18 protein-coding genes are annotated in these 26,704 nt (G+C 49.9%); 7 read left to right on the top strand and 11 right to left on the bottom strand.

Annotated features, from left to right (window positions below; all coding sequences use genetic code 11):
- Positions 1–14: 14 nt before the first annotated feature.
- Positions 15–176: a hypothetical protein gene (locus Enr17x_RS29765; RefSeq protein ID WP_198000797.1), complete on the top strand. Its 162-nt coding sequence runs from the start codon at positions 15–17 to the stop codon at positions 174–176.
- A gap of 73 nt (positions 177–249) precedes the next feature.
- Here the strand turns inward: Enr17x_RS29765 and Enr17x_RS25500 are convergent, their stop codons facing one another.
- A complete protein-coding gene (locus Enr17x_RS25500; protein WP_145312647.1) occupies positions 250–1,197 on the bottom strand; it encodes a DUF1559 domain-containing protein in 948 nt (315 codons plus the stop codon).
- A 515-nt stretch (positions 1,198–1,712) separates the two neighbouring features.
- Positions 1,713–3,080, bottom strand: coding sequence for a hypothetical protein (locus tag Enr17x_RS25495; protein ID WP_145312645.1), 1,368 nt, complete (start codon positions 3,078–3,080; stop codon positions 1,713–1,715).
- Positions 3,081–3,470: 390 nt separating this feature from the next.
- Here Enr17x_RS25495 and Enr17x_RS25490 point away from each other — a divergent pair, with 390 nt between their 5' ends.
- The 5 genes from Enr17x_RS25490 (at position 3,471) to Enr17x_RS25470 (ending at position 11,240) form a co-directional block, all read left to right on the top strand.
- A complete protein-coding gene (locus Enr17x_RS25490) occupies positions 3,471–4,292 on the top strand; it encodes a sugar phosphate isomerase/epimerase family protein (protein WP_145312644.1) in 822 nt (273 codons plus the stop codon).
- Positions 4,293–4,847: 555 nt separating this feature from the next.
- The gene (locus tag Enr17x_RS25485) at positions 4,848–5,108 is read left to right on the top strand and encodes a hypothetical protein (protein ID WP_198001205.1); all 261 of its coding nucleotides are present in this window, start codon (positions 4,848–4,850) and stop codon (positions 5,106–5,108) included.
- Positions 5,109–5,358: 250 nt separating this feature from the next.
- Positions 5,359–7,260 (top strand): DUF3857 domain-containing protein, encoded by a 1,902-nt coding sequence (locus Enr17x_RS25480; RefSeq protein ID WP_145312642.1) that lies wholly within the window; start codon positions 5,359–5,361, stop codon positions 7,258–7,260.
- A 214-nt stretch (positions 7,261–7,474) separates the two neighbouring features.
- Positions 7,475–8,827 (top strand): GTPase HflX, encoded by a 1,353-nt coding sequence (gene hflX, locus Enr17x_RS25475; protein ID WP_145312641.1) that lies wholly within the window; start codon positions 7,475–7,477, stop codon positions 8,825–8,827.
- 226 nt (positions 8,828–9,053) lie between these two features.
- Positions 9,054–11,240, top strand: coding sequence for a tetratricopeptide repeat protein (locus Enr17x_RS25470; protein ID WP_145312640.1), 2,187 nt, complete (start codon positions 9,054–9,056; stop codon positions 11,238–11,240).
- Positions 11,241–11,287: 47 nt separating this feature from the next.
- Here Enr17x_RS25470 and Enr17x_RS25465 read toward each other — a convergent pair whose 3' ends face one another.
- Together Enr17x_RS25465 and Enr17x_RS25460 are read right to left on the bottom strand one after the other, a co-directional pair.
- Entirely contained in the window at positions 11,288–12,274 is a 987-nt protein-coding gene (locus Enr17x_RS25465; RefSeq protein ID WP_145312639.1) for a ParB/RepB/Spo0J family partition protein, read from the bottom strand.
- 408 nt (positions 12,275–12,682) lie between these two features.
- The gene (locus Enr17x_RS25460; protein WP_145312637.1) at positions 12,683–14,512 is read right to left on the bottom strand and encodes a glycosyltransferase family 39 protein; all 1,830 of its coding nucleotides are present in this window, start codon (positions 14,510–14,512) and stop codon (positions 12,683–12,685) included.
- Positions 14,513–14,800: 288 nt separating this feature from the next.
- On the opposite strand from Enr17x_RS25460, the gene Enr17x_RS25455 reads away from it, so the two are divergent.
- Entirely contained in the window at positions 14,801–15,109 is a 309-nt protein-coding gene (locus Enr17x_RS25455) for a hypothetical protein (RefSeq protein ID WP_145312635.1), read from the top strand.
- Between the two features lie 134 nt (positions 15,110–15,243).
- On the opposite strand, the gene Enr17x_RS25450 is transcribed toward Enr17x_RS25455, so the two are convergent.
- The 7 genes from Enr17x_RS25450 to Enr17x_RS25420 all read right to left on the bottom strand — a co-directional run bounded on the left by Enr17x_RS25450 (position 15,244) and on the right by Enr17x_RS25420 (position 26,673).
- Complete coding sequence (locus tag Enr17x_RS25450; RefSeq protein ID WP_145312632.1) at positions 15,244–16,068, bottom strand: hypothetical protein; 825 nt, start codon at positions 16,066–16,068, stop codon at positions 15,244–15,246.
- Between the two features lie 56 nt (positions 16,069–16,124).
- Positions 16,125–16,730: an ATP-dependent Clp endopeptidase proteolytic subunit ClpP gene (clpP, locus tag Enr17x_RS25445; RefSeq protein ID WP_145312631.1), complete on the bottom strand. Its 606-nt coding sequence runs from the start codon at positions 16,728–16,730 to the stop codon at positions 16,125–16,127.
- 74 nt (positions 16,731–16,804) lie between these two features.
- On the bottom strand, positions 16,805–17,440 hold the full coding sequence (locus Enr17x_RS25440; protein WP_145312629.1) for a ClpP family protease: 636 nt from the start codon (positions 17,438–17,440) through the stop codon (positions 16,805–16,807).
- Positions 17,441–17,878: 438 nt separating this feature from the next.
- Complete coding sequence (locus tag Enr17x_RS25435; protein WP_145312627.1) at positions 17,879–18,940, bottom strand: DUF1559 family PulG-like putative transporter; 1,062 nt, start codon at positions 18,938–18,940, stop codon at positions 17,879–17,881.
- Positions 18,941–19,051: 111 nt separating this feature from the next.
- The gene (locus Enr17x_RS25430) at positions 19,052–20,140 is read right to left on the bottom strand and encodes a DUF1559 family PulG-like putative transporter (RefSeq protein ID WP_145312625.1); all 1,089 of its coding nucleotides are present in this window, start codon (positions 20,138–20,140) and stop codon (positions 19,052–19,054) included.
- A 294-nt stretch (positions 20,141–20,434) separates the two neighbouring features.
- Positions 20,435–25,117, bottom strand: coding sequence for a hypothetical protein (locus tag Enr17x_RS25425; RefSeq protein WP_145312623.1), 4,683 nt, complete (start codon positions 25,115–25,117; stop codon positions 20,435–20,437).
- Between the two features lie 80 nt (positions 25,118–25,197).
- Positions 25,198–26,673 carry a PulJ/GspJ family protein gene (locus tag Enr17x_RS25420; RefSeq protein ID WP_145312620.1) on the bottom strand — a complete coding sequence of 492 codons (1,476 nt, stop codon included), beginning with the start codon at positions 26,671–26,673 and terminating at the stop codon, positions 25,198–25,200.
- Between the last annotated feature and the right edge of the window lie 31 nt (positions 26,674–26,704).

The raw sequence follows: 26,704 nt of genomic DNA, 5'->3' as shown, positions 1-26,704 counted from the left end.
ACAAAGGAACTACTATGAAAAAAACATTTTTGATGCTGATTTGTCTTTGTGGAATCACAGGTTTGGCGACTGGTTGCGGAGACGATTCTGGTCCAAAGGATATGCCGAAAGAGACGACTCCAGAACCAGATGATACGACCTTACTGGATTCCAGTTTCTCAAAAGACTATTGTTGAAGCAGGAACCTGCCAATCGAAAACGTCTGTCTTAATTAAGAAGACAGACGTTTTCATTTGCGCTGTACACAGACTAGATCTCGCTGACGACTTCATCTCGATCGAAGGTGCACATATCGATCAGAGTGTCGGAGTCAATGTTTTCGCTGATAAATCCGGCGTGCCCATCTGCGTATAGAAAGTGACAACCGCCCACATGCATACTGGAATAGGCTCTGTTATGCGGGCCATTAATTAAAAAGTTGGTTGAAGGTGTCGCAGAGTTATTTGCTGTATTCCGAATCTCACCACAGGTCGAAAAGGTATCGACATTATTACTGCCGTTGCTGAATCCACCAATCCAGATTCCACCCACTTTGCTGCCTTTTGTATGCCGCTCCCCTACCATCAATGTCGTGCTGGTACCGTCGCTGATATCTTTGATTAATACGCTCTTATTCCAAGTGCCCAAAATTCCTTGTCTCATGCGGGCGGTTGTTCCTCCACCAAAATCGGACAGACGGCGGGAGCCACGCAGTCCCAGGTAATTCGATTTACCAACCCCCTCTGTTTTCGTGGAAGAAGTATTGGGATCGACAACCTTCCAGCTGTCCTTATTAATTAATTTACCTGCATCAGAGGGACAGACAAAAGCGGGCAGTCCGGTTTTGGCAGCCGGCTCATTGAGATTACTGGCAGAGCCGCCTCCTGTCATCCATGCCTGATTGACATTGATTTTATTGTAAAGCGGCCCCTGATCCAGGTAAGGCAGGATCATCGTGCCCCAGCCTAACAGATTGTTCCAGTCGGGTTTAGAACCTAAACGGATAATACCGGAAGGAAAAGTACGATGGGAACCATGGTAATTATGCAGAGCCAGTCCAATCTGTTTCAGATTATTCTTACACTGGGAACGTCGTGCTGCCTCTCGTGCCTGTTGCACCGCCGGCAGTAATAATGCAATCAGAATGGCAATGATCGCAATGACCACAAGTAGCTCGATCAGGGTAAAACCTGATCTTCGAAAAGAATTTCGTTTCATCTTGGCTCTCCTTTGTTCGTGCATGGTTTGTTAGCGGTATTTGTGATCCCATTCACAGCCCGCAGAATCAAAGTGTCCTCAATGTAAACGGGCCTCTTCAGAAAACAATAACTCTTTTGACGATTTCAAGTGTTTACTGTTAATCAAGTAACTTAAAAAAAATGCCGTTTCTCAACTGGAAAACACACTTTTTATCGTGGCTGTCTGGAGGGAAACACAGCCCCAGAGCGGTTACCGGTTTTACACGAAGTCCTATTTCACGCGTCGACAAGGAGTTAACAGCAGACAGAATATGAATCACGCTCAGAAGCCTTGTATAAGACAGAGAGGGAGCGGGGATCAGGAAGGAAAAGGAGAGTATTCCTCAATCAGGGATAGGCCTCCTGCAGTCAGACTGTTTCAGGAGAGGAAGACGAGACGCTCACCAAATACAAAAAGGGCGGCTGATCTAAGATCAACCGCCCTTCTGCAGTTTCAATTTTCAGTTGCTGAAAACTCTTCTGGCTTCGCTTTGACTAGTTGCTGACACAAGTCTTAGGAGCAGGAGCAGTGCATGTCTTTGGCGCGGGGCAGCAGACAGTCACTGGTACTTTCCGACAAACTTGTCTCGGCACACATCGTGTTTTAGTAACACATACCGTTCGTGGTACACATTTTCTTTTAGTTACATACCGTGTGCAGCAAACCTGCTGACAGGTGGTGTAAGGAACTTTACGAGTACAGGTTTTTTGCTCATAGCTGCAGGTGGTGTAAGGAACCTTGCGGGTCCGACATTCTGAAACCATGGTGCAAGTGGTGTAAGGAACCTGTTTTGTTACGCATTCTTCTTTCCAGCAGCAAGTAGTGTAAGGAACCTTGCGGGTGCGGCACTCACGTACCATCTTGCAGGTGGTGTAAGGAACCTTCTTGGTTCGTGTTTCACATTCGTAACGAACGCAAGTGTAAGGGACTCGCTTGGTAATGGTGCAGGGAACTCGCTCACATACTGTGTAAGGAACCCGTTCTTGGACGCACTCACGTTTGTAGGTTGTGCAGCAGACTTTTCGGGTGACCGTCTTGGGGCACCAGATCCGTCGGCAGATCGTTGTGCCGGGGCACTGTACTTTGACTGTTTTGCAGCAACCGGGTTTGTAGATCGGGCAGCATGAGCTGCAATCGTATTCCCAGGTTCCAGGCTCACAGACACATTTTTCCACAACCGGACCGGGGCAATGTTCGGTTGTTGTTTTCCATTCGCCACAGCAGACTTCAACGTCGTGCCAGGTGTGAACGGGCTTGCAAACAGTCCGACATACATCTCGGTAACAGGTTTTGTAATTCGTTTTATAAATGGTGCAGCAAACATCACGATAGTGGGTTTCACAAATCGGACGTCTTACGTTGTAGCAAACATCTCGGTAGCAGGTGTTGTAAACCGGCTTGCAGACTGTGTAGCAGACGTCGCGATAGCAGGTATTGTACACAGGCCGTCGGCGTTTGCAGGTTACAGTGCGGTAGCAGGTTTTGTAAACGGGACGGCAGACTTTGTAGCAGACGTCGCGATAACAGGTGTTGTAAACAGGCTTGCAAACCGTATAGCATTCATCACGGTAGCAGGTCTTGTAAACGTTCTTGGTGTATTGCACGGGAACTTTTTCGCAGATCGTGTCATACACTGTTTTTTGACAGGTATAGTTCTGCTTTTCCCATACGGTTTCTACGACAGTTTTGTAGCAGGTACTCGAGCATTCTTTGGCAGCACAGTAATCGCCACAAGAAGTACATGCTTCTGTGGGGCAACAATTATAACTACCTGCTCCCAGGTATCCTGCCTGGGCTTGCTCCCCAAAGCAGGCCATTATCAGAGCGGCCGCCAGAAGGGGAATCCAGGTTGCGTTTTTCATTGGTCTATTCCTCTACATGATAATTTCAGCAAACAAAATTGAAATCTGGAAACAGTTAGAATCTACTTCGTCACTAAACTTGCCCCTGCTTAACCGATAGCCCCAGTTCTCCACACCTATTCACTCATCCTGTTTCGGTTTGACACCACAAGCCGTTTGATCGATATAATCGGTACCTGCTCAGTGACCGTTGTTGGTACAGCACATGTGCGCGGGCTGTGATTCCTGTTTATCAGATTCCCTGGGAATGCTTTAAACCCAGTACCAGTAATCCGCAAAAAGCTGCTGGAAGAATAGCGGCTAAGACTCGATGAATGGTTGATTGCCTGTTATTCTCAAAAGCTGGACCCCCTTTTGTATTTTTTTCTATCGTTAAAGTGAGATACTTACATGAAGTTTGCCATTTGTCAGGAATTGTTTGTTGACTGGGACTGGGAAAAACAATGTAACCTGATCGCAGAGATTGGCTATAAAGGGATTGAACTGGCCCCGTTTGCATTTGCAGATCGGCCTGCAGCAATTTCCGCGGACCAGCGTGCTTCTCTGAAGCAAACTGCAGAAAGCCACGGGCTGGAAATCTTTGGCCTGCACTGGCTTCTGGCAAAAACCGAGGGTCTGCATTTGACCACTTCCGACGCAGCCGTCCGGCAGAAAACGGCCGATTATCTGGTCGAGTTGGGAGATCTGTGTGCGGATCTGGGCGGTGATTTAATGGTGTTTGGCTCGCCATTTCAGCGGAATATTGAAGAAGGCATGTCTCGGTCGCAGGCGTATGAAAACGCAGCTGAAGTATTCCGAAACGCTCTGCCTGCGATTGCCGAACGAGGGGTTCGGATCTGCATGGAACCATTAACCACCAAAGAGACTGATTTTGTAAACACCTGTGCGGAAGCAATGGAGTTGATCGACATGGTGGGAGCCGATAATTTTGTATTACACCAGGATGTGAAAGCGATGCTGGGAGCAGAAACAGAATCCATCCCGGAACTCATTCATAAGTATGCCGCAGAGACGGGACACTTCCATGTGAATGATCTCAACCTCCTGGGACCAGGAATGGGTGATACTGATTACCATCCCATCTTCAAAGCGCTGAAGGAAAGTGGTTACCAGGGATGGATCTCAGTCGAAGTTTTTGACTACGAACCGGGCGCAGAACATATCGCGCGCGAAAGTTTTCGTTACATGAAAGAGGTCTGGGAAAGCGTCTAAAACCCTCTAATCAAGCGATGAAGCAAAAAAAAATTCGAAAACGTCAAAAAAAATCTTGCCCCATTTTCGCGTCATTTTAAAAACGAACCGACTCTGTTTTTAAACGCGATACTCAAAGACAAATTGAATCAACTAAAATACAAGAGGTCGTTTTAATGCTACAATAGTAGCGTTAAATTGACCTCTTGTTTTTTTGTCGTTTCGTTTGTCAGAGTAAACTCATTTTGTTTTCTGCGCACTTTTGCTTTTAAGCGCAAAGTACGCGAAGCTTTACAGCAAGCCCAAAACTCGCAAATAATGAATAAATGGCTTGCAGAATTTTGGGAAATATTTACGATGATGGCCAATAAATAGATGTAAGTCCTTATTGCGTAATGAGTGTCAATTAAAAAAATCATTTGATTGAAAAATCATTCATTTTCAACGAGGGCGAACATCGGGGTTTGTCAAGGTTGACAAGCTCAATTCTTATTCGTTGTGGCAGACCTTTGCCGACTTATAGCCCGGAGCCAGCGGCAAGGCAGCCCTCGTTTAACTCTCAAAGGAGGATTTGCGGTGGCAAAGAAAAAGGCAAAGAAAAAAGCAGCACCAAAGAAAAAAGCAGCTCCAAAGAAAAAAGCTGCTAAGAAAAAGGCAGCTCCAAAGAAAAAAGCAGTGAAAAAGAAAGCTGCTAAAAAGAAAGCTGCTCCAAAGAAGAAAGCTGCTAAGAAAAAAGCCGCCCCAAAGAAAAAGGCAGCAAAGAAAAAAGCAGTGAAGAAAAAAGCAGCACCAAAGAAAAAAGCTGCTAAGAAAAAAGCCGCTAAGAAGAAGAAATAATTTCTCTCTTTAGCTGCTGAAAATCAACAAGCCATAACGAGTAAGAAGCGATCGTGATTTCGATCGCTTCTTCTATTTCTACCTCTCTCAAATTCGAATTCTCGCATTCCAAGTGCCTGTATGATCTGACTTTACAACATATACATTAGGGCACATTCCTGAGGCTTGTACTGGAACTCTGGTTTGAATCCACGCTACAATACGATTCAGCCTACCTGTTGACTTTCAATAGATTGAAAGAGTTCCTGCATTGAATCAAACCAGCAAAGACGGAACCGTAAAACCAAAACGGAAGCTTTGGCGAACCCGCTTTAAGATGGCGCGAAAGACCTCTTCTTTTGCGCCACGGATATCATCAGACAAAGTTTGTATTCCCGATATCTCAGACGACGAATTACAACACTGGGGAGAATTTATTCTGCTCTCTGATGCGACGGCAGTTCTGCATCGCGATGGAACGATTACCAGACGTGCGCATAATGTGACCAAACTTTATGCGAACGAATCGCTGGCGCAGTGGGATGAAGTCTATCGCTTTTATGATCGAAATACATCGCTGCATAAAATTCAGACCGCGAAAGTATATCAGCCTGATGGCAGTGTGAAGAAAGCGAAGAAAGTGATCCAACCCTACGGGCAGATTGCTCTCAACTTTTATCCGCTCCGCCCCGGCGTGACTGTCGAACTTGAGGAACAGCAGGACTTCTTTGTTCCCGATCGCATCGCGGCCTGCATGTGGGGACAGGAATATATTCAGTTCGCAATCCCCTGCCGTCGACTGCGGTATACCGTCGCGGTTGCCGAACCGTTTGCATTGGAATACCAATTACATCGTTCAGATAAAGAGCCGCGCACATGGAAACAGGGAAGCTACCAAGTCTACCAGTGGGATCTGCACGACATCCCCGGTTATGAAACCGATGATGGCACACCTCACCCGCGCGACGTACTTCCCTGGATTGATATCACCACACTTTCCTCCTGGAGCCCGATCACAAAATTCTACATGAAAGACCTGGAGCCTCCTGTCAGGACACCTCCCCAGATTCAAAAACTGGCAGAGGAACTCACCAGTGAAGATCAAACCACAGAGGATAAAATCTATTCCATTTATAAATACAGTTCTGAAGATGTACGTTACGGCAGGCACCCCAACGAATTGAACCTGGAGAAAACTCGTGAAATGGGATCGATGCTGGAGGACATGCGCGGCGACTGTAAAGACAAATCTTCGCTGATGGTTTCCATGCTCAGGCATCTCAAAATCGAAGCGGCGATTGCGATTTTGTTGACGCGGATGAATGGCACGGTTTCGTTTCTGCCGGGAGCGCGCTTTGATCATGCGATTGTCTGTGTGACCTTAGAACAGGGAGAGCGGCTCTGGTTGGATCCCGCCGGGGGCCCCGTTACGTTTAAAGATCTTCCCTACAACGATCAGGGGACCCAGGCGCTACTCCTGGATTCTGAAGGAGGCGAGCTGACAACGATTCCTGAAGAGGGCCCCCAGGGTCAGCAAATCAGTCGCTCTTGTGAAGGTCTGTTATCGGAGGACTGCAGTTATCAATTCAAGGCGGAAGTGACAACATCCGGTGATGCGGCAATGGAGTTCCGTTTGAAATATATGTATCGCAATCAAGAGTCGACGGTGATGATGCTGGAAAAAGAACTCGCCTCACACTTGACCGGCGCCCGGATTGAATCGCCGCGGTTTCTCAATCTAAAGGACATTGCGCGCGATGTCAGCTACTGTTATCAGACGACTCTGGATCAATGGTCGCGACAGATTGATGAGATCATTTTATTTCGCATTCCCTGGATTGGCTCGATGCATACTGTGGGCATCGTCAATGTTCAAAAAAGAACTTCTGCGTTACAGACTCCCAATCCTATTCGCTTCTCCGACACTCACAAAATAAAAATCCCCGCCGGCTATCAGGGGTATGGGTTGCCTTACGAGCACAAGCTTGAGTGCGCCTGGGGCCGCTATCAGGCGACGGTCTTTGTAGAGAATTCGCAGCTAATCTGTCAGCGCGAAGTCGATCATCTCGGGGGCATCGTCTTCGAAGATCAGTACCCGGAATTTAAAAAATACTGGGAAGCCTGTACTCGCGCAGACGCATTGGATGTTGTTTTAATGAAAACGCCCTCTTAAACATTTGTATCTTCTCCCTGCTTCTCAAGTCTGAGCAGATCACCGTTTCGACAAAACAAGGTGTAACCTGAACTTACCACCACGAATTGGTGTCTGGAGAGATAAATAGCCTATTCTCCCCTGGAGAACCTGTTAAAATGGAGAGTAGGAGCAGGGACAGAAAGCTGGTCCCCTTTTTATTCTCCCCCTATTAAATAGATAAGGTTGAACCTCCTTGGCGGATCCAAAACGAGAAGAACTACAAGTCAAAGCAAAACGAGCCATTCTGGTCTCTGTGATTTCCCCTTCCAACCACATAGAAAAAGATCAGGCACTCGATGAGTTAAAAGGACTCGTCGAGACGGCTGGCGTCAAAGTTGTCGGCACTCTCGTCCAGAATCGAGAGAATCCTCACCCGGCCACCTGCCTTGGGAAAGGCAAGCTCGAAGAACTCAAGCAGATGGTGAAGCACGTCGATGCTGAGCTCATCGTTTTTGATAATAATCTTTCTCCTTCGCAGGGGAGGAATATTGAAGAAGAGACCGGGACCGTCATTGTGGATCGCAGTGAACTGATTCTGGATATCTTTGCCACCCACGCCAAAACCTACGAAGCCAAGTTGCAGGTCGAGTTGGCTCAGCTACTTTACTTCCGACCTCGGTTGAAGCGTCTGTGGACTCACTTGGAACGCATCGAAGGGGGCGTCGGCGCGGGCCGTGGTCCTGGTGAAAAGCAGCTGGAAACCGACCGTCGACTGTTAGATAAACGGGTCGCCGAACTGAAGCGAAAACTATCGGAAGTGGAACGCCGCCGCGAGCGGACGGTGTCTCATCGATTTCAGCATCTGACCGTCTCGCTTGTGGGATACACAAACGCGGGTAAGAGCACACTGATGAATGCGCTCACGGGCGCGGACGTCTATATCGCTGACAAATTATTCGCCACGCTGGATACTCGCACCCGACGTTGGGAGCTTCCGCATTGGGGAGAAATCTTGCTCAGCGATACAGTTGGTTTTGTTCGCGACCTGCCACACCATCTAGTCGCTTCATTTAAATCGACTCTGGAAGAAGCGAGACAGGCAGACCTGTTATTGCACGTGGTCGACTCCAGTAATCCGGAAGTGGAACACCATATCAAAACGGTCAATAAAGTTCTGGATGAAATCGGGATCGATTACAAAAATGCGATTCTGGTATTCAACAAAACAGACAAAGTTGAAGACAGATCGAAGCTCGATGTGTTACGTCTGAAATATGAAAACGCGATCAGTGTGAGTGCGGTTTCAGGCGAGGGACTGGACCGTCTGTCTCAAGCGGTGATTGACCGTCTGGCTTCCGGATATGTGATCATTGAAGTCGAAACGCCCGTTGGAAATGGAAAGTTGCTGTCGCAGCTGGAAGATCATTCGTTGATTTTGTCCCGCGAATATTCGAACGATGACTCTCGTGTCACTGTCGAGACGCGTATTGCGCGACGGTTCTTGCCTCTCCTGAAATTGAGTGATGAGACTGAGTTGAAAGTGAAAGGCGAAGAGCAGCCGGTGCCTGAAGGTGTTGTACCGGAAGAAACCACCCATGAAGTCTGATCCTGTTTCCTGGTCTGGTTGCTTTCACACTTCTCGAAAATTGTGTATGACAGAAGTAACGAAATACACATTCTCCAGATTGAGTAGAGTGAGCTGTACTTTCGCCGAGTGATCTCCGCGATCGGAAGGAAATTCGATTACGGAGACTTGCCTGCGATCCGCGAAACGAGACCTTCGAATTCAACCAGACAGACCTCCAGAGATAGACAGACAAAGCATTAGCGCGATGAAGAAACGATGGATTTACGGCGTCATCATATTCCTGAGTATCACATCGATTGGCTTAGCCATTGACTGGTGGTCTGGTCTTCCCGAGGGTGAGCAGGCAACCTACGTCGGTCGTCAAACCTGTTTTGAATGCCATCAGAAAGAAGCCGCACTCTGGAAAAAATCCGATCACGATCTGGCGATGAACCCGGCCACTCCCGAATTTGTGCTGGGTGATTTCAACGATACCGAACTGGAACACTTCGGCATCACGTCTACCATGACCCGTCAAGACGACAAATATTTTGTCACCACACAGGGGCCGGACGGCAAGCGAGACCGGTTTGAAGTCAAGTACGTGATCGGCGTCCATCCACTACAGCAATATCTGGCGGATCTGGGACGCGGCAAAATTCAGGTCTTACCGGTTACCTGGGACACGGAACAGAAACGCTGGTACTACGCCAGCCCCGACGAACCGTTTGGCCCAGATGATCCGTTACACTGGAGCGGTTCTGCTCAGAACTGGAATCACATGTGTGCCGAATGCCACACCACGAACTGGTCCAAAAATTATGACGTTGCTTCTGACACACACAACTTTTCGTTTTCCGAAATGCGGGTCAGTTGTGAAGCCTGTCACGGTCCTGGTTCGATTCACGTGAAGCTGGCCAACTCCCGTTCCCTGTTCTGGGATCGTCACTATGGATATGGACTGGCCAAACTCAAAGGAAAAGATGCGACCGCGCAACTTGAGAGTTGTGCTCCCTGTCATTCGCATCGCAGGCACGTCGCCCCCGGACATACTCCCCTCGATCGGTTTCACGATCACTATGCACTCTCGCTGCTCGAAGACCATCTGTATCATCCGGATGGGCAGATCAACGAAGAGGTGTATGTCTTCGGATCGTTCACGCAAAGTAAGATGTATCGCAAAGGGGTCCGCTGCACTGACTGCCACGACCCCCATTCCCTGAAACTCAAATTTCCCGGCAACAAACTTTGTACTCAATGTCACCTCGAAGCCAAGTATGACGTGCCCAGTCACCACCACCATAAGGTGGGCAGCACGGGGGCGTCTTGCGTCGAGTGTCATATGCCTTCCAAGACCTACATGGTGGTCGACCCAAGGCGGGATCACAGCTTACGGATTCCGCGTCCCGATCTGACCGTTAAGCTGGGGACTCCCAATGCCTGTAATCAATGTCACACCAAAGCTGATGAAACTCCTGAATGGGCGGCGAAGGCCGTCGATAAATGGTACGGCACCAAGCGGCGCGATGATCCCCACTACGGTGAAATCCTGGCAGCGGGCCGTGCAGGGAAACCGGAAGCCGAACGTGCTCTCATCAAACTGACACGGGAAAAAGAAGTCGGGCCGGTTGTTCGTGCCACCGCGGTTTCGTTATTGGCCACCCGCTACAATAATCCCGAGAGCCGAAAGGTTGTCGAGCGATCTTTGAAGTCAAAAGAAGAACTCGTTCGTCTGGCCGCCCTGCGTGGGTTTGAAGGCTGGAGTCCCAGTTCCCGGGAGGAAGCTAACGATATCGGCAAGCTCTTGGCCAAGGGACTGACCGATTCCTCGCGGGGTGTCAGAACCGAGGTCGCGCGCATTCTTTCGTCGCTCCCGATTCTGCCGGACACCAAACAGAACCAGCGGAACCTGAAAAACGCGCTGGAAGAATACAAGGCAGGTTTAATGGCGGACGGTGACCAGACTGGCTCCCACATGAGTCTGGGAATTCTCTATGCGAATCAGGGGGATCTCAAAAAAGCAGAACAGGAATTCCGGACCGCAATCAAGCTCGCCCCCGCGGTCGCTGGTCCGCGATCGAACCTGGCACAGCTTCTCGAACAGCAGGGACGGACGGAAGAAGCCAGAGAGCTGCGGAGCAAAGAAGCTGAGCTCCTGGCCCGTGATGCCAAACTGCTTCCCGAGAATGCGCTGCTGCAATATCGTCTGGGACTGCTCTACTATCTGCTGGGGCGGGAAGACGAAGCGGTGACGACACTCAAGAAAGCCTGTGAACTGGAACCGCAGTCTGCCGACTTCCGCTTGATGCTCACACTGCTCTACGAGAAACAGCAGGGCTGGAAACAGGCTTTGGAGTCGGTCGATCTGCTGCTGCAGTTGCAGCCAGGCAATCCGACGTTCCGGCAGATCAAATTGAATCTGGAGCAAAAAGCAAACCCGAAAAGCAAGTGATGCATTTCGGGTTCGCCGCTGATTTCTTTTTGGGTTCGGTATTCGCCTCAGGCAGACTTCCGTAGCACTCCGGTGATCCGCTCAAAGGTTTCATTCGAATCAAAGGGGATCAGAATCTGTCCCGAGTGATCGGTCTTGAGTTTGATCTCGACTTGGGCTCCCAGGATCTCGCGGAGCTGTTGCTGCAGGTCCACCAGATGGTTGGTCATCTGCGGCGTCTCTGTGGTCTTCTTCGTACTCTCAAAGGGAACGGTGTCTGCTTCCCCTTTCAGAATCTTACGGACTTCCGCTTCAGTCTTGCGAACGGAGAGTGACTCCGACTGGATCTGCTCGCACATTGAGATCTGACGTTGCTCGTCCAGACTCAACAGGGTGCGTGCGTGACCGGCAGAAATTTTTTCCGCATGCAGGGCCTGCTTGACCGGTTCGGCCAGATCGAGCAGACGGATCATATTATTGACGGTCGAACGGTCGAGGCTGAGCCGTTGGGCCAGTTGCTCAATCGTACTGTCAAACTGACTCAGGTAGTTCTTGAAAGCCTGCGCCTTTTCCAGAACATTCAGGTCTTTACGTTTGAGATTCTCCTCGATCGCGACTTCACAAACCTGACGTTCTTCCAGATTCAGCACGCGGCAGGGAACGGTTTTCAAACCAGCTTCACGGGCCGCCTTCAACCGCCGCTCTCCGGCGATCAACTGGTAGGCTCCGTCAAAAGGACGTACCAGCAACGGTTGCAGAACGCCATGCTGGCGAATACTGCCTTCCAGTTCCTTCAGCGAATCCGCTTCGAAATCCTGACGAGGCTGGTAGGGATTTCGTTCGATCAGGTCGACGTCGATCTGATCCTGTTCCGCTGGCACGAATGCTTCGGTCGCTTCGCCGGTCGCACCCGCTTCCTGATTATCTGAATCCGACTCCTCACCACCCCGGCCTAGTAGTGCATTCAGACCGCGCCCTAATCGACGGCGAGGTGCACCTGGGGTTTCTGATTGTTCAGCGGGGTTGTCGGTTGGGTTTTGATTTTGATCTTCCATAACGTTTTTTTCTCACAATGAAACTGCCTGACAAAATAGAGTATGACACGAGGCGCGGGGATTCTATTTCGATTCGTCATTTGAGGCAAGAGGATTTTATGGAGCGCGTCGAACGGACGCGAAGTGGGTAGCGTGCGACAGGGGTGCGCTGCCACTGTTCTCTCACCAGCTACAGGCAAGAGACAGAATCGGGCCGGCAATCGCGTCGCCTGAATTAACTTCAATGGGTGTTTCACGTGGAACACCTACCTTGCCAAGACTGCTTTGTGCGGTACAGCCTCACTGGTTCGCTGTCGGTTTTCTTTCTCAGATCAGATTGATTCAATCACACCAATGGGTTGGCTGGCAATCGTGTTTCCTGAATTGACTTCAATGGGTGTTTCACGTGGAACACCCACCTTGCCAAGCCTACTTTGCACGGTACAGCCTCACCGGTTCGCTTTCGTTTTTCTGTTCCAGGTGAGACTGATTCAATCTGACCAAGAGGCTGGGGGGATACTCATACGATTTGACCAGTTGGAGTCGATCGCGGACCGGTGCAAATTTCTTTTGGAATTCCGTATCAGTGGTGGCATGTGGTCCGGCGACCAGATAGACGGGCACATTTGCAGGACGGGAATCCAGAAAGCGAAAGTCAGCTACAGGGCCGGTCAGCTGGTGACCTTGTGCCTTGAGATTAAAAAATAGTCCAGGCTCGGCGTAGATGTAGAGAATAGAATCTGAGGCCGAAGAACCCATCTCCGACTTGAGATCGGCGAGCATGTTCCGGGCAACGATAGCCAGACCATCACGCGGTTTCCAGGCCGCCACCGTCCAGGGCTTGAGGCTCACGACCAGAACCAGGGCAAGTACAACAACCGCGACACCGGGAAGAACAGATGCGGGATTCTTTTCAAGCGCCACTTTCTGTGTGGCGGATGAAAACAGAGTCCCAGCGCAGCGCTGCTCCAGCCAGCCTGCGAAAGCGGCGGTTCCCAACCAGGCGGAAATCGTCCAGGGAATCGTTAGTCTGGGATAGGGATAGTAGAGCGGCGTCGCCAGCAGCAATCCACAAAACCAGGCCGCCAGCAACCAGGCTGCCAGAGACTGATCCCTGGCGGGAGTTGACGCTTCAGCTTGGGACTCCCCTTCCTCCGTCTGAACCAGTTGGAATGAGCCGTTGGCAAAGAGCAGCTGCAGAAAAATCCCGGCAACAGCCAGTAAGCCAAGGACCGGACTGAGTCCGATCAGAGCGGCTCCGAATAGCGGCAGGGCAGCCAGCACTCCTCCCAGAATGGCATTCCACGTGAAACCTGTTTTTCCTGATATTGGCTTCACTGTGTCAGCTGTCAGATTTCTCGATGTGAACCAGCGGACGAACAACAGGCAGAGCACCAGACTCACCAGACCGACTCCGATAAAACCTGGCGTTCCTTCCAGCAGACGATGGTTCTGTAACTGTCTCGAGAAGGAATCAAACCAGCCGGAGAATCCAACCACATACCGACTGTGATTCGCCGCGACTACCGAGTAGCCGCCCCACTTTTGAAGTCCGATCAGAACCGGTAACCAGATCAGAAATGCGATGGCTGCGATCACGGCCCAGCGGAGAAGAAAGTTTACCTTATGGCTCAGCTGTCGATGGTAGATCAGAAGCCAGGGGATCAGACCGGAGAGTCCGACGGCCAACGGAAGCCAGCCATTGTATTTGATCGCCCACCCTGCTCCGATGGTGACTCCCGACAGAACGGGCCACTTCCATTCGAGCGACACATAGCTCTTCCAGATCAGATAGACTCCCAACAGGAGACAGAAGCCGAGTCCTACATCGGTCAGCGCAGCCCGGCTATAGATCAGATGCAGATCGCTCAAGCTGGCCAGGGTCGCAGCCACCAGTCCTGCTGCAGAACCAAACCAGTTTCGCGCCACCCACCAGATGAGAGGCACCGTCAACATTCCCAGCAGCAGGGAAGGCAGGAATGTACCCCAGGAACCACTGCCCAGAAAAATCATCGACCATTCAATCAGAAACGGAAATAGCGGCGGGGCGTAATAATAGCGTCCCGGATACTCGGCCCCCTGCTCTGTTCCGAACCATAAATTTGAAGCATAGACTCCTTCGTCAAAATGCTCGATCGCATCACCGGAGAGAAACAGACATCGCAGCAGGCATCCGATCAGAATGATGGCGACTATGGCTTTGAACTCGTGGCGTGGAAACAGTGAATTCTTTCTGGCTGTCGGATTGATAGGAGGCACATCCCGCTTTCATCAAATCAGGTTTTCGTGAGGACAATCGAAGTTTACAAATTCTACAGGAACCGGAGGCTGATGCCTATGATTTCGTCTAAATGATCAACTATCATATATCATAGAGGCAGTAATTATTTCAGCTCCGGTGCTGAAATGGGCCGTTTGGAATTTGTCTCGCGCGACTATAATTCCAATAGTGATGTTATAGAATTTCTGTCAGGATGACAGTGTTGTCTGAATAATATCCTCAAACTTCAACTGGACATTTTGAGAGAGAAAAGAGAGATTTCGAGGATGAGTACCCCTGCAAGCCTATATGATGAAGCAGTCAAAATCTACGAGAGTGGCGACGTTGAAAAAGCTGTAGAGAAACTGAACGAAGCACTGGCACTCGATGACAACTATGTGCTGGCACATTCTGCTTCAGCTGTCTACAACCAGAAGCTGGGGCGATTTGACGAAGCCATTGCTCATGCAACCAAAGTGACCGAATTGGAACCGGATGACAAATTTTCCTTCCTGCAGCTCTCGGTGATCTGCCAGCGATGCGGCCGGATTGCCGAAGCAGAAGATGCCTTGGCGAAATCCAACTCCATGAATTAGCCTGACTCAAGTCAGAAGAACCACATGAAAAGAGCGCATACGCTCATTTCAAAATCCGATCCGATCAATAAAAAAGCTCTCCCCCGGTTTTCCAGGTGAGAGCTTTTTTGAAATTCGAATTCGTGTGAACGAGACTATTCTTTGATCACGCGGAACGGAGAATCATTTTCCTCTTCCTGCGGGGCGGCTTCTGCAGGAAGGGGCTGAAACGGGTTTTCATTTTCTTCGATGGTCATTTCCGGCGCCGCTTCAAATGAGATCCGAGCAGGTTCGACGGGCGTCAGTCGTTCCCGCGAAGCCTGAACCACTTTCGGTCTTTGAGGCTGATCAATCTGACTGATTTTCAGCGGAGACTGAGTGTTGAAGACCCGGCCGTCTTGTGATTTCATTCGAACGACCAACGTCAGATCCTCACTGGAGGGCTGTCTTTGCCAGGGGAGTTCGAAGCGAAAACCGGAACCGGCAAAGCCGGAGTACCAGTGAGAGCGGACTTCTTCGCTGTCAAAGTTCCAGATCCCGACGCGGCGATTGGCGCCGGTCTGGCTCAGGTCAACCAACTCCAGTTCCATGTCGGCTGGCAGCTTGACAGTTTCGCCATCCGCATCATGGGGCGTGATCACGGTTGTCCAAAGCTCGTCGCCTTGTTTGTTATCCAGGTCGACGCCACCCGTCAGCAGGCTGTTGACTTTGACGCCAGTCACCTGATACAGGGCTTTGGTTTGTTCTGGGAGCAAGGTTCCGTTAGATGCTTTCGCAATCTGCTTTTGCATTGCCTCTGTCTGATGACGGGCTGTCTCCAGCGCCTGATGTGATTCTTTCAAATCGCGCTGCAAAGCAAAAATGCTGTCTTCCTGCTGACGCAGTCGGGCTTCCAGCAAATCGGAATTTCCCCGACCTCCACACCCGCAAAGAGTGAGAACCAACAATAACGACATCCATGTCGAAAGAGTTTGCTTCATCGGAAATCAATCATAGCAGAAGAGTCCTCTTCTGCCCTCCTGTTTTCAAATTACGATTATTCTTTGGTTCCGGGGGCTTCGAAGTGATCCAAAACGTTATCGATCAATCCGTAGGCTTTGGCTTCATCGGAGTCCATGAAGTTGTCGCGGTCGGTATCCTGTTCAATCTTTTCCAGTGTCTGACCGGTATGATGCAGCAGGATCTCGTTCAACCGACGTTTCATTTTGAGCACTTCTTTGGCATGAATTTCCAAGTCGGTCGCCGTTCCCTGCATACCCGCTAAAGGCTGGTGGATCATGATACGACTGTTGGGCAGCGCGTTACGTTTCCCCGGTGCGCCAGCGGTCAACAACAGGGCGCCCATACTGGCAGCCTGCCCGATACAATACGTGGCGACATCACATGAGATGAACTGCATCGTATCGTAAATCGCCATTCCTGCGGTGACGGAACCACCGGGCGAATTAATGTAAAAATGGATGTCTGCTTCCGGGTCATCAAACTGTAGAAACAAAAGTTGTGCGACCAGACTTTGTGCCACCTGGTCATTCACCTGCGATCCCATCATCACGATGCGATCCTGCAGCAGACGACTATAAATATCCATGGCGCGTTCATCGCGGCCATTCTTTTCGATCACATAGGGAGTAAGGACCGTCATATAAAACTCACTTCAATTGATGATAAATTTGATGGTTGAAAATCATTCGACAGCATCTCTGCCGACTCTGTTTTTTACTTCTCTTCTTTTTTATTTTTGTCTTCTTTGTCTCGGACCAGTACTTCGTCCACCAGACCGTATTCCACTGATTGTCCCGAAGTCAGGAAGCGGTCGCGGGATGTGTCCAACGCGATTTGATCGATCGACTGCCCGGTGTGGTCTGCCAGGATTTTATTCAATACTTCGCGTGTATCCAGGATGTCTTTGGCCTGAATCTCGATATCCGAAACCTGACCGCCGACTTCGCCGTAAGGCTGGTGAATCATCATTTTGGCATGAGGCAGAATATAGCGTTTTCCTTTTTCTCCGCCGGCGACCAGAATCGCACCGCCACTCGCAGCCAGGCCGACGCAGTAGGTCGCGACATCGCACTCAATGAACTGCATCGTGTCGTAGATGGCCATCGTCGATGTCACGGAACCGCCGGGCGAATTGACGTAGAGATGAATGTCCTGATGGCGATTTTCAGACTGCAGATAGAGCAGTTTCATCACGATGAGATTCGCACTGGCATCATTAATCACGCTGTCCAGGAAGATGATCCGGTTGTCCAGCAGGAGATCACCAATCCCCATCTGACGCTGCTGGGAATAACTTCTGGCACGCTGGTTCGCCTGAGTTGGCATCTGCCCTGATAAGGGGTCGAACATGATAGTATCCTGAGATGTAATGGTTATATTTAGTGACTCATCACGAGGTGAAGTCGATTTCATTCTTACTGCTTTTGAACCACGACTATGGCTGTCATGCGACTGACAGTCAAGCTGTAGCTCACTCATTTTCTGGTGCCTGAAAGGCGGGAAGAGACCCACTGCCCCGAACTCCCTGCCCGGACGCAAAGCGACTCTCCCATAGATTTGCTAATTTTATAACGTTCCTTATCCGATTTACCGGTGATTCGTCAAGAGACGTTATACAGAGTCAGGTCTCCTCTCTCTCCGGGAACGGTTTTCTTTGTACTACAAAAGTAAGCTTAGGATCTCTCTACCGCAGCAAAAAGTGTACAAGAAAACATATCTTATTCGAAGCCACAAAAAAACACCAGAGACCTTTCGCTCTCTGGTGTCCGTTCGTTGGGACGGTTTTCATTAGAAGGAAGATCCATCAACAGCGGCCTGACCATAGCGCTGACCAGCGGGCGTCAACAGGCGGGAATAAACGCTGGGATCCATCTGGGGAGTCAAAGATTTTCCACTGCCATCGCAGAAGATCACATTCGCCGCACCACCGATGTGATTGGAACTGGGCCGCCAGGCTCGTCCCTTGGCGGCGGTCAGGTTTGAGCCAATGGATGAGTCTGTCCCGGAAATGGGATTTTTGAGTTGAAATCCGGAAGGGAGACGCAGTGAGGTAGATCCCTTGGAATAGACACCTTGCATATCGACGCCGAAGCCCAGATTGCCGGTATCCTGATCAGACCATGCACCGGCCTGTAAGTTTTCCGATAACATCAGCGTGTGAGTCAATCCGTCAGCTTCCGAAATGAAGTCCAGCGTCATTCTTGATTCATAAGGACGCCAGAAGACACCCGAAGCGAATTTGACCGGAATGTCAGCGGTTGTTGAACGGTCTCCATCCAGGCCACCATCAAGGCTGGCAGGATGATGACCGATGTCTCCTGGCGCATTATAATTAGATGTGACGTAGCCCACATTCGCGGCGAAAGAGAGTGCCCCCGGATCGAGGTTGAACTGATCATCGGGGCAAATAAATACGGGAAACCGGATTTCATTCAAATCTTTGAGTGCTTGAATTTGCGCCGGCGTAGCACCCTCCTGAGCAGCGAGACTGGCGGTCGCATCCCATTTTTGACGGAACTCGACCGCATCCAGGAATGGCACAATTTTCGTGCACCAGGAGAGATCATCCCTGTGTGCATTGGCATTGGTTCCATCACGGGCTGTGACGAGGTTCGGATCAACCAGCAGTGGGAGCTCGGAGTTGGCACCCGACGAAAAGTTGACAACGGCCAGGCCAACGTTTCGCATGTTATAGAGACAGTACACTTTTCTTGACGGACTTCTGGTAGAATTAATGGCTGGCAGAGTCAGTGCCACTAATAGGCCGATGATAGTGATCACGACCAGCAGTTCGAGCAGCGAAAACCCGTTTCGATTATGTAGCGTGCGTGGGGTACGTTGTTGATGCATCTCATTCTCCCTCATGGTAAGAGCGCAAAAAAACACCAGGACCCTTAGGCCCTGGTGTCAGTCAGTTTGAACCGTTTTGAGAAAAGGACTCAAAACTGTATCGCGATCAGCTTAGAAGGATGTTCCATCTACAACGTTCTGGCCATATCGCAGACCGGCGGGTGTCAACAGACGAGCGTAGATGCCGCCATCCATCTGTGGAATTAACGATTTTCCGCTACCATCGCAGAAGATCACATTCACAGCACCACTGGGATGGTTCGAGCTGGGACGCCAAGCTTGTCCTTTTCCTGCAGTCAGGTTGGAACCAATGCGAGAATCATTGCCAGACACACTATTTAGCAGGTTAAATGTAGGAGTGGCAGATCCTAATCTCAGAGAACCGGTTGCCATGGGCAATCCCTGCATATCAATACCAAAGCCCAGGCTTCCTGTATCCTGGTCAAACCATTCACCTGCTTGAAGATTTTCGGTCAACATCAGGGTCTGGGTCATTCCATCAGCGGCGGAGATAAAGTCAAGTGACATGCGGGAACTAGAAGGACGCCAGAAAACACCTGTTCCGAATTTAATCGGTGCGGTCGTTGCAGAAGCATCAGTTCCATCCAGTGCATAGTCTCCTTCAGGATGGTGCCCTTGTGAACCAACCGCTGCAGCAGGGTTGTATCCAACTCCAGTTGTATTATAGAGAGCAGTCACATAGCCGATGTTGACGACGTAAGACAGAGCTCCTACATCTGTGTTGAACTGATCGTCGGGGCAGGTGAAGACTGGAAAACGGTTGTTATTTAATTGAGCCAGTGCGGCAGCGGCACCTGCGACTGGAGTTGCGGAAGCAGCACCACTGGCTGTTTGATCCCACCTTTGGCGGAAACCGACCTGATCCAGAAATGGTAAAATAGTCGTACACCAGGAAAGGTTGTCTAAACCGGCATTTGGATTTGTCCCGTCATTTTCAATATTCGGATCGACCAGCAGTGGCAACTGTGAGTTGGCACCGGATGAGAAGTTGACGACGGCCAGTCCGACGTTTCTCATGTTGTTCAGACAGGCCAGTTTTCGTGCAGAGGCACGAGCACTTTGGATCGCCGGCAGAGTCAGCGAAACCAGGATGCCGATGATGGTGATCACCACCAGCAGTTCGATCAGCGTAAAGCCTTTACGCCGTTGCAGCTTTTGTTTGATTCTTAAAGTTTTCATTGTCCTTCTCCTCACTTAAAATGCGGTTCAAACAGATTATATATTACTTGTTGTCAAGTATCAAAAACAAACTCAAAAACGGTTTCATTCATCAGGAAACCAGAGGAATCCCGCTAAAATCGCGTCTATAGTCATAGACGTTTCAAACATCCATGTCCCACACTCTCCGCTGCACGGCCCGCAACCAGAGTTAAAAACTAAGGCAACATGGCTTTCCCCTTTCTCCTGTAACTGATGTAATGATAATGTTCCATTTCCCGGTTATGCCGACTAGGTCACATGTGGTCAGTTGTTTTAGTCTTCCTGGATTGACTGAATCAGATGTCGAAACCGGACCAGTCGTTTCCAGTTGTCGAATTTTTTCGTCGTTGGGTCATATGCTTCTTCAATCCGGGTCCGGTCCACAACGAAGAAGCCACGGTAATCTGGAATATGGACAGACTTGCTATGTGCCCGATCGCCGATTTGGACAAGCCCGTCATGGGTTGTCAGACCTGCTCCCGAAGCCTCAAAGTAGGCCACCGACATGAATACCACAAACGTATTGCTACGGGTGGTCGTGTTGCCAAGGATTTTTGACAAAATGCGATTACGCGTATGGAAGTCAGCAGTTCCGTTCTCATGCTCTACTCTGGTTGCCACTTCAAATAAATGTCGAGGATCGTCAGGATGTCCGCTTATGTCATCAGGCAGAGAACGGAACAGGGTATTCTCTCTCAAATCGCGAACACCTGTAGTGGCTACATTCCGAGATGCTAAGAAGTCGAAGCTGCGAAACGGTCGGGAACCAGGTGTTCCCGGCAGATAATGCATTGCCGTACTATCATAGCCGTCACGGGAGAGGATAAACTGTGCCCACCAATCCCGATTGCTATCTCCCTGGTCAGTGAGACGGTACAGGTCTCTGGGATTCTGCACATCAGCGTCGTAGTTTGCAGCATTAAGAACATTATTCGTCGTTCCCATATCATCAATCAAAGCGGCGAGCACAGAGGGGTGTCGCACTGTGTTGAGATTGATTTTTCCGGGTACCCGGATGTCTTTCATCGGATTAGCCAGTTGGCGATGAATCCGAGTCGGGACTTCTACATATTCGAATAAACGATACCAGTAATTATCGTCGGCATCCGGACCTGTGTTATTGGGCCCATCAGGATTCAAAAATTTCTGAATTCCTGCCACTTGGACGTCAGTGCCAGTCTGTTGACCGCCGCTGTCAGCCAGGGCATAGGTTATCAACCTTTCTCTCGTTTTGACTGGATCATCTTGCGAATCCAATTGATTGGTATTTACGTTAGGATCTTTGTTGGTAGCTGTACTTTCCTGAGTGGGCCCCACAACCGGTATGGAGAGCAACTCAACGGGGGATGCAAAGTCACGGTCGAAATGGGGTTGCCATAATGAAAAGTTCGATGTTGTTCGTGAATTCTGCTGACCAATGGTGTTCCGAATATTCCCAGCAGTATTATTGACTAATTCTCCGCCATTTTTGCGCAACGGCTGTGACCGTTCCTTACTTCGCATTAAATCACTGTCAATTTTTCCTGTTGCGGCCATTGCGGTATCGACATCGAGATCGAATGTGCCTTTATCTACAGCAATCTCATCAACCAGAACCCACGGATTATCATCATCGGGAACGGGGACTCCGCCGGTTGCAACATAAGTATCACGGCCTAAATGTGCTTTGCGGAACAGTTTTACTTTGATTGCTGAGGCAGTGCTCAAATCAGTTTCTGCTTGCGACAGGAAACTACCCGGGCCACTGGCGCTGGCAGTCAGGCCGGAATTTAAAACCGAAACGAGTGTATTCGTGGTTGCGATATCTTTGACCATATCAATTTTATCAGAAGCCGCGATGGTTCCTGCGGGGATAATGCGCTCCCCGGCATCACTGAAATCGCCGTTTCCGTCCAGGTCAACTCGAAATTCGCTATAAGGGTCTCCACTTGCCCCTTCAAATGTATCGGCTGCGTTTGAGCTTAGTAGTGTGAAGAGTCCGCCTGCAGTAACACTTCTTAATTTGGGGACAGCATAGCTTACCATTACATTATTGACTTCCAGCCCCAGCATCCACTTGCCGTTATTACCGAATGAGACCGGGTAAGGGCTGTTATTCCGTAATTCAATTGCACTGAAAAAGCGTTCTTTGTCAGAACCATCGACTTTGTCGTCCGGGAATTGTGTCACCGTCAGATCACTCATCTGATCTTCTGATTGCACGAGCAGAAATTCGCTGAGTGTGAGCTGTTGTGCTTCCACACCCCAGACAACTCTCCGCTCTGAAGCATTCTCGGATGTATAAGGGTTATCATCTAAGTCCCATGTTCTTCCGTCACCATCAAGGTCATTGCTTAAATCTATATCGTACTCGAAACGGGTCATGACATCGTCGGGGTCTAACGCATCAACCAAATTGACCGCAAATTGTGCGATTTGTAATTGTGAATCACCTGTTTTAAACGAAGCTGGTGATGTCGTAAAATCTAAATCCAGGGATGCAAGAAGCGTATATATATCGCGGGCCAACTGCTGCCGATCCTTGCGTGCCCAGAACTCTTGTTGAGCAGGTGTCGTTGGGGGATAGACAGTGGTTGCAGAAATTACGTTTGCTGGCAGGGAATCCAGAACTCCATTGCCGTTTAAATCTTCTCCCGCATCTAATGAACCATTGTCGTTTCGGTCTTCACCCGGATGTGGGGTTAACGGCCGATAAGAAAATACTTTCCCGGTACCGGTATTTTCAAAAACCAACAACTGATTCAAGTTCAGCTTCCGTTGCTGAGGATTCTTTAGAATCATATCAACAACTTCCTGAGGTTCATTGGGAATACTAAGATCCAAGGGCAAATTAACTCCAATAGATGCAATTAATTCAGTTCGATATACTCCACTCTCGATCCAGGCACGTCGGGGAAATACGGCCCCTCCATTAGAAGGCTGTGAAAACTGTTTGCGATCCCAGCTCATGGTTGTAAAACGTTTACGGCGGTCAATATTTGTCCCTCCGGTCGTTCCGAAGTTCAGCGGCATTAATTCGCTTAACCGGGAGGTCACACCGGATTTTACGATATCATTATTGGAAAGTTGCAGGTGGGCCAATTCTTCCGGGCCAAACGGTTCATCATAAGGACGCTGAACTTTTTCCATATCGACGACAATTTCATCCGAATCATCGAGCAGGTAGTTTTCGTTAGCGACAGTAGCGAAATTATTAAACAGGGCGGCTGGCCAACGGACCGAAGCCGGATAGCTGGATAAAGGAGGTCCTGCAATTTCATAATTGACATAGTAAGGCCACGTAGCCGGACCCCCGGTTGGGGCTTGTAGATTCGTGCGGCGGTAATTGGCGCCGGCTGCCCAGGAACGGCCAGCACCGTTGTGAGCGAGCGGGTGTTTGAATGCAATCGCGCCAGCGCGTGCGCCTTGCAGCGAACCACTCTGGTTGCTGCCTTCGTAACGGTTGGCATTGTCGTCCACGCCACTCTGCCCCGGTTGGGGAAACTGGCCGGTCACCAGATTATCGGAAGAGGCGTCCCGCAGCGCTGCATACAGGTAGTTCGGTTCCCCCCAGCGACCCGGAAGCAGGTCGCGAATATCAGACTTGGTGCCTTCAGCAATTGTCGCGGGGACCGTAAAATCGGGACGCCCAAAATTCAGGAAGAAGTATTCCATGTTAGAGAGTTCCGGCCAGGTCGACGGCTGCGCGCCGAAAAACATGAAATGCTGATCGAATTCTGTTGTAACGGAACCGGGAATGCGTGCTGTCATCGCCCATTGAGGATTGATCTCGCCGGGAGAGGAAAGTCCCTGATGGGAGCGGGAGAGAAAGATAAACTGGTTTGATCCGCTACCTGTTGTATTATTTCCGAAAGTGCCCGCCGGTGCAAAATTCAGATCAATGCTGCCCGGTTGTCGCATATTGCCGGCGGTATTCAGATTGATCAGGCCGTCGGTATCATACACGGTGAAGGAAAACATCGGGATGATATAATCGCCCGGGTTCTGAGGGTCTTCAATCGGCGGAAAATCGAGATCGAGCCAGACACCCTCAGGAATCGTATCGCCGTCATTGTCGACGTCGAGTGAATAGTCCGTTTCCGAATTCCCCATACTATTGGCAGTCCAGATCCCTAAAGCACCAGGATTCGTATAACCGGAATTATCAAAGACTGTGGTGCTAAATCGGGGGGTACCGGAGTCGACGCCTGTTTCACGATGCACAAAAGTATGATCGTTGTGTGGTCGAAAAACGCGTGTTGCTACAGATGAATTCCCATAAGGGTCAGAGATGATTCCACCACCATTGGTTCTCATGTGCTGAGGTCGATGAAAAGAAGGAATAATCACCCTCTTCACATCGGTCAGATCTGTGGGCCAGTTAAGTCCGGGAACATAACCTTTGTAGGCCAAGAATATGGAGTTGATATCAGGTGAAGTATAATCAACATCCATGTCGGGGAGATTACTAAGAGCGGTATTTGCAGCTGTTTCTCCTGCTCGCGCCGCCGGAGAAAGGTTGACTCCAACCTGATTTCGGCTTGTAGCTGTCCCCTCTCCTACCCCATCGAAGTTTGTGTCGATGTCAGGGCCACCACCGTTTAAAACTACGTTGAGCCCTGGACCGTTGAACGGAGCTGCATCGTTGCCCAGCATATTGTAGATCAGCGAGTGCGGAGGGCGGTCACCGCCCCAGAGAGCGCTGTTCTTGCGATAGGGGTCCGGTCCTTTGATCAACTGTTCGAGGCCCCAGTCAAACAGAACGTCTGCCTGCAGGCCGGGGTCGGCTTCGTTGATGGCGGCGTCGGCAAAGTTCTCCGCACTGGTCTGCTCCTGTGCGGAGAAGGTGTAGAATACCACAGCCATCAAAGCCAGGACGGCCAAGAGTGCAATCACGACCAGCAGTGTCGACCCGCGTCGAGGCGAGGAGACCTGGTTTGAGTAGCTTCCAGTCTGTTTCATTGTGATGGATTTCATTTCCACACCTCCCGATGTGTCTGATGACCGTGACCCGGACCGGCACTGGGAAAACGTTGTTTATGTTTTAAAAGTAAGTCTTAATCCGTCAGCAGATTGCTTAACGGATGAATGATTGTCATTTGTCGTAACTGTTCCGATGTGACATCGATATAACGAATTGTAATCTGAATTGCTTTTAAGGCCCTTGGGTTCCCGGAGCCATCGACTGGCTTGAAAGGAGGTACGTCCTGACCTGTAGCGTGATTGCCATCCCCGTCGGCATTGTCGAGGTCATATTCGATATGCCAGGTATCATAGATGTTGGTGGAAAACGCATTGACAGGGTTGTTGTTCTGATAAGCGGGAGTGGCACTGCTCGCGTAATCGACGGCAATCGAACTACCGATATCAGTAAACTGACCTAACCCTTCATCAAACAGTTTAATATCAAAGGCCACCACATTGGAAAGCACGAGGTCTTCCGAACGACGAGAACCGGCGGCGGAGGCATACTGGCTGACTACATTGGTATTGCGGTTCAAAGTCAGACTTGAACTGGGGTTCATTGGATTCGCACTACCGCTGACGTTAGAGGGTGCCTGTGGGTACTGGAAATCGGGATGTGATGTTTCCTGATGCGTAAACCGACCGATATATTGAGCATATCCATCAACATCATCGACATACTCGCGTGGTAAGCCAGTGGCATGGTTAAAACCAAAGCGGAAACGGGTACGTCCCAGCGAAAAATTTTGTGATTCAAGTGTTGTATTATCCAACGATTTGACATCATGAAAGTTGGCATAGGCGGTTGGCGTTCCAGAACGATAGACGGAAAAATCAAAGTCATCCCAGAAATTACCGGATGTGTATGTACCGGCGCTATATAAACTGTTGGCTGGATCGAAGAACTCCTGTCCGCCTGCTGTCTGAGGTTGCGAGGAGTTGGTGGTTTCCAGATCGAGTGGTTTGCGAATCAATAGTGTGCGTCGATACAAATTTCCGCCCCGCATGAAATAACAGATTTCAGCATAAGGCGAGATCGAGGTCCCATCGGCAACGATCTTGGCATCATCTGTTTCTGGTTGATTGGGATGAGCCAGAATGTCTCCCCCCAACACGGATGCTTTCCCGTAATAGGGGGTTGTATCCAGAAGTTTAGACGTAATATTGGCGTCGGCAGTGAACTGAATCAGGTCATCTGTGTCGTTGTCCGGATCGTTTTCTGAAATCATCAGATAGCCTTTACGATCCGTAAAATCACTGAGTCTGAATGCCGTTGGTTTTTCGGCAGGGGAAAAAGGGATTACATTTTGAAAGGTTCGCTTATTCAGGTCGGACTGAATCAGTGTCGTCAGCATCCGGGCTCGTTGATCGTTTTCCGAAAGGCCACGCTGAACCGTAATCGAGCTGGTTGCAATCTGGAAGATCTCAGTGAACATCACCATCATCAGCAGAACCAGCGCAACAGACACCAGCATCTCAACGAGCGTGAATCCGCCCTGAGCTTTCGCCAGGTAAGGCCTGCGTTTCCGCAGGGCAGTGAGCTTTCTGTTATCTGTTGAGTGTTTCATACTGTATTCTCAATTTCAAATTGATCATTGA

Source organism: Gimesia fumaroli (assembly GCF_007754425.1).
In the GTDB taxonomy this organism is placed as follows: Bacteria; Planctomycetota; Planctomycetia; order Planctomycetales; family Planctomycetaceae; genus Gimesia; species Gimesia fumaroli.
This window is presented reverse-complemented; position numbering and strand designations above follow the sequence as displayed.

Coding starts and splice junctions, on each gene's coding strand:
- Enr17x_RS29765 (WP_198000797.1), top strand. CDS start 15: ATGAAAAAAACATTTTTGATGCTGATTTGTCTTTGTGGAATCACAGGT.
- Enr17x_RS25500 (WP_145312647.1), bottom strand. CDS start 1,197: ATGAAACGAAATTCTTTTCGAAGATCAGGTTTTACCCTGATCGAGCTA.
- Enr17x_RS25495 (WP_145312645.1), bottom strand. CDS start 3,080: ATGAAAAACGCAACCTGGATTCCCCTTCTGGCGGCCGCTCTGATAATG.
- Enr17x_RS25490 (WP_145312644.1), top strand. CDS start 3,471: ATGAAGTTTGCCATTTGTCAGGAATTGTTTGTTGACTGGGACTGGGAA.
- Enr17x_RS25470 (WP_145312640.1), top strand. CDS start 9,054: ATGAAGAAACGATGGATTTACGGCGTCATCATATTCCTGAGTATCACA.
- Enr17x_RS25465 (WP_145312639.1), bottom strand. CDS start 12,274: ATGGAAGATCAAAATCAAAACCCAACCGACAACCCCGCTGAACAATCA.
- Enr17x_RS25455 (WP_145312635.1), top strand. CDS start 14,801: ATGAGTACCCCTGCAAGCCTATATGATGAAGCAGTCAAAATCTACGAG.
- Enr17x_RS25450 (WP_145312632.1), bottom strand. CDS start 16,068: ATGAAGCAAACTCTTTCGACATGGATGTCGTTATTGTTGGTTCTCACT.
- clpP (WP_145312631.1), bottom strand. CDS start 16,730: ATGACGGTCCTTACTCCCTATGTGATCGAAAAGAATGGCCGCGATGAA.
- Enr17x_RS25440 (WP_145312629.1), bottom strand. CDS start 17,440: ATGTTCGACCCCTTATCAGGGCAGATGCCAACTCAGGCGAACCAGCGT.
- Enr17x_RS25435 (WP_145312627.1), bottom strand. CDS start 18,940: ATGCATCAACAACGTACCCCACGCACGCTACATAATCGAAACGGGTTT.
- Enr17x_RS25430 (WP_145312625.1), bottom strand. CDS start 20,140: ATGAAAACTTTAAGAATCAAACAAAAGCTGCAACGGCGTAAAGGCTTT.
- Enr17x_RS25425 (WP_145312623.1), bottom strand. CDS start 25,117: ATGAAATCCATCACAATGAAACAGACTGGAAGCTACTCAAACCAGGTC.
- Enr17x_RS25420 (WP_145312620.1), bottom strand. CDS start 26,673: ATGAAACACTCAACAGATAACAGAAAGCTCACTGCCCTGCGGAAACGC.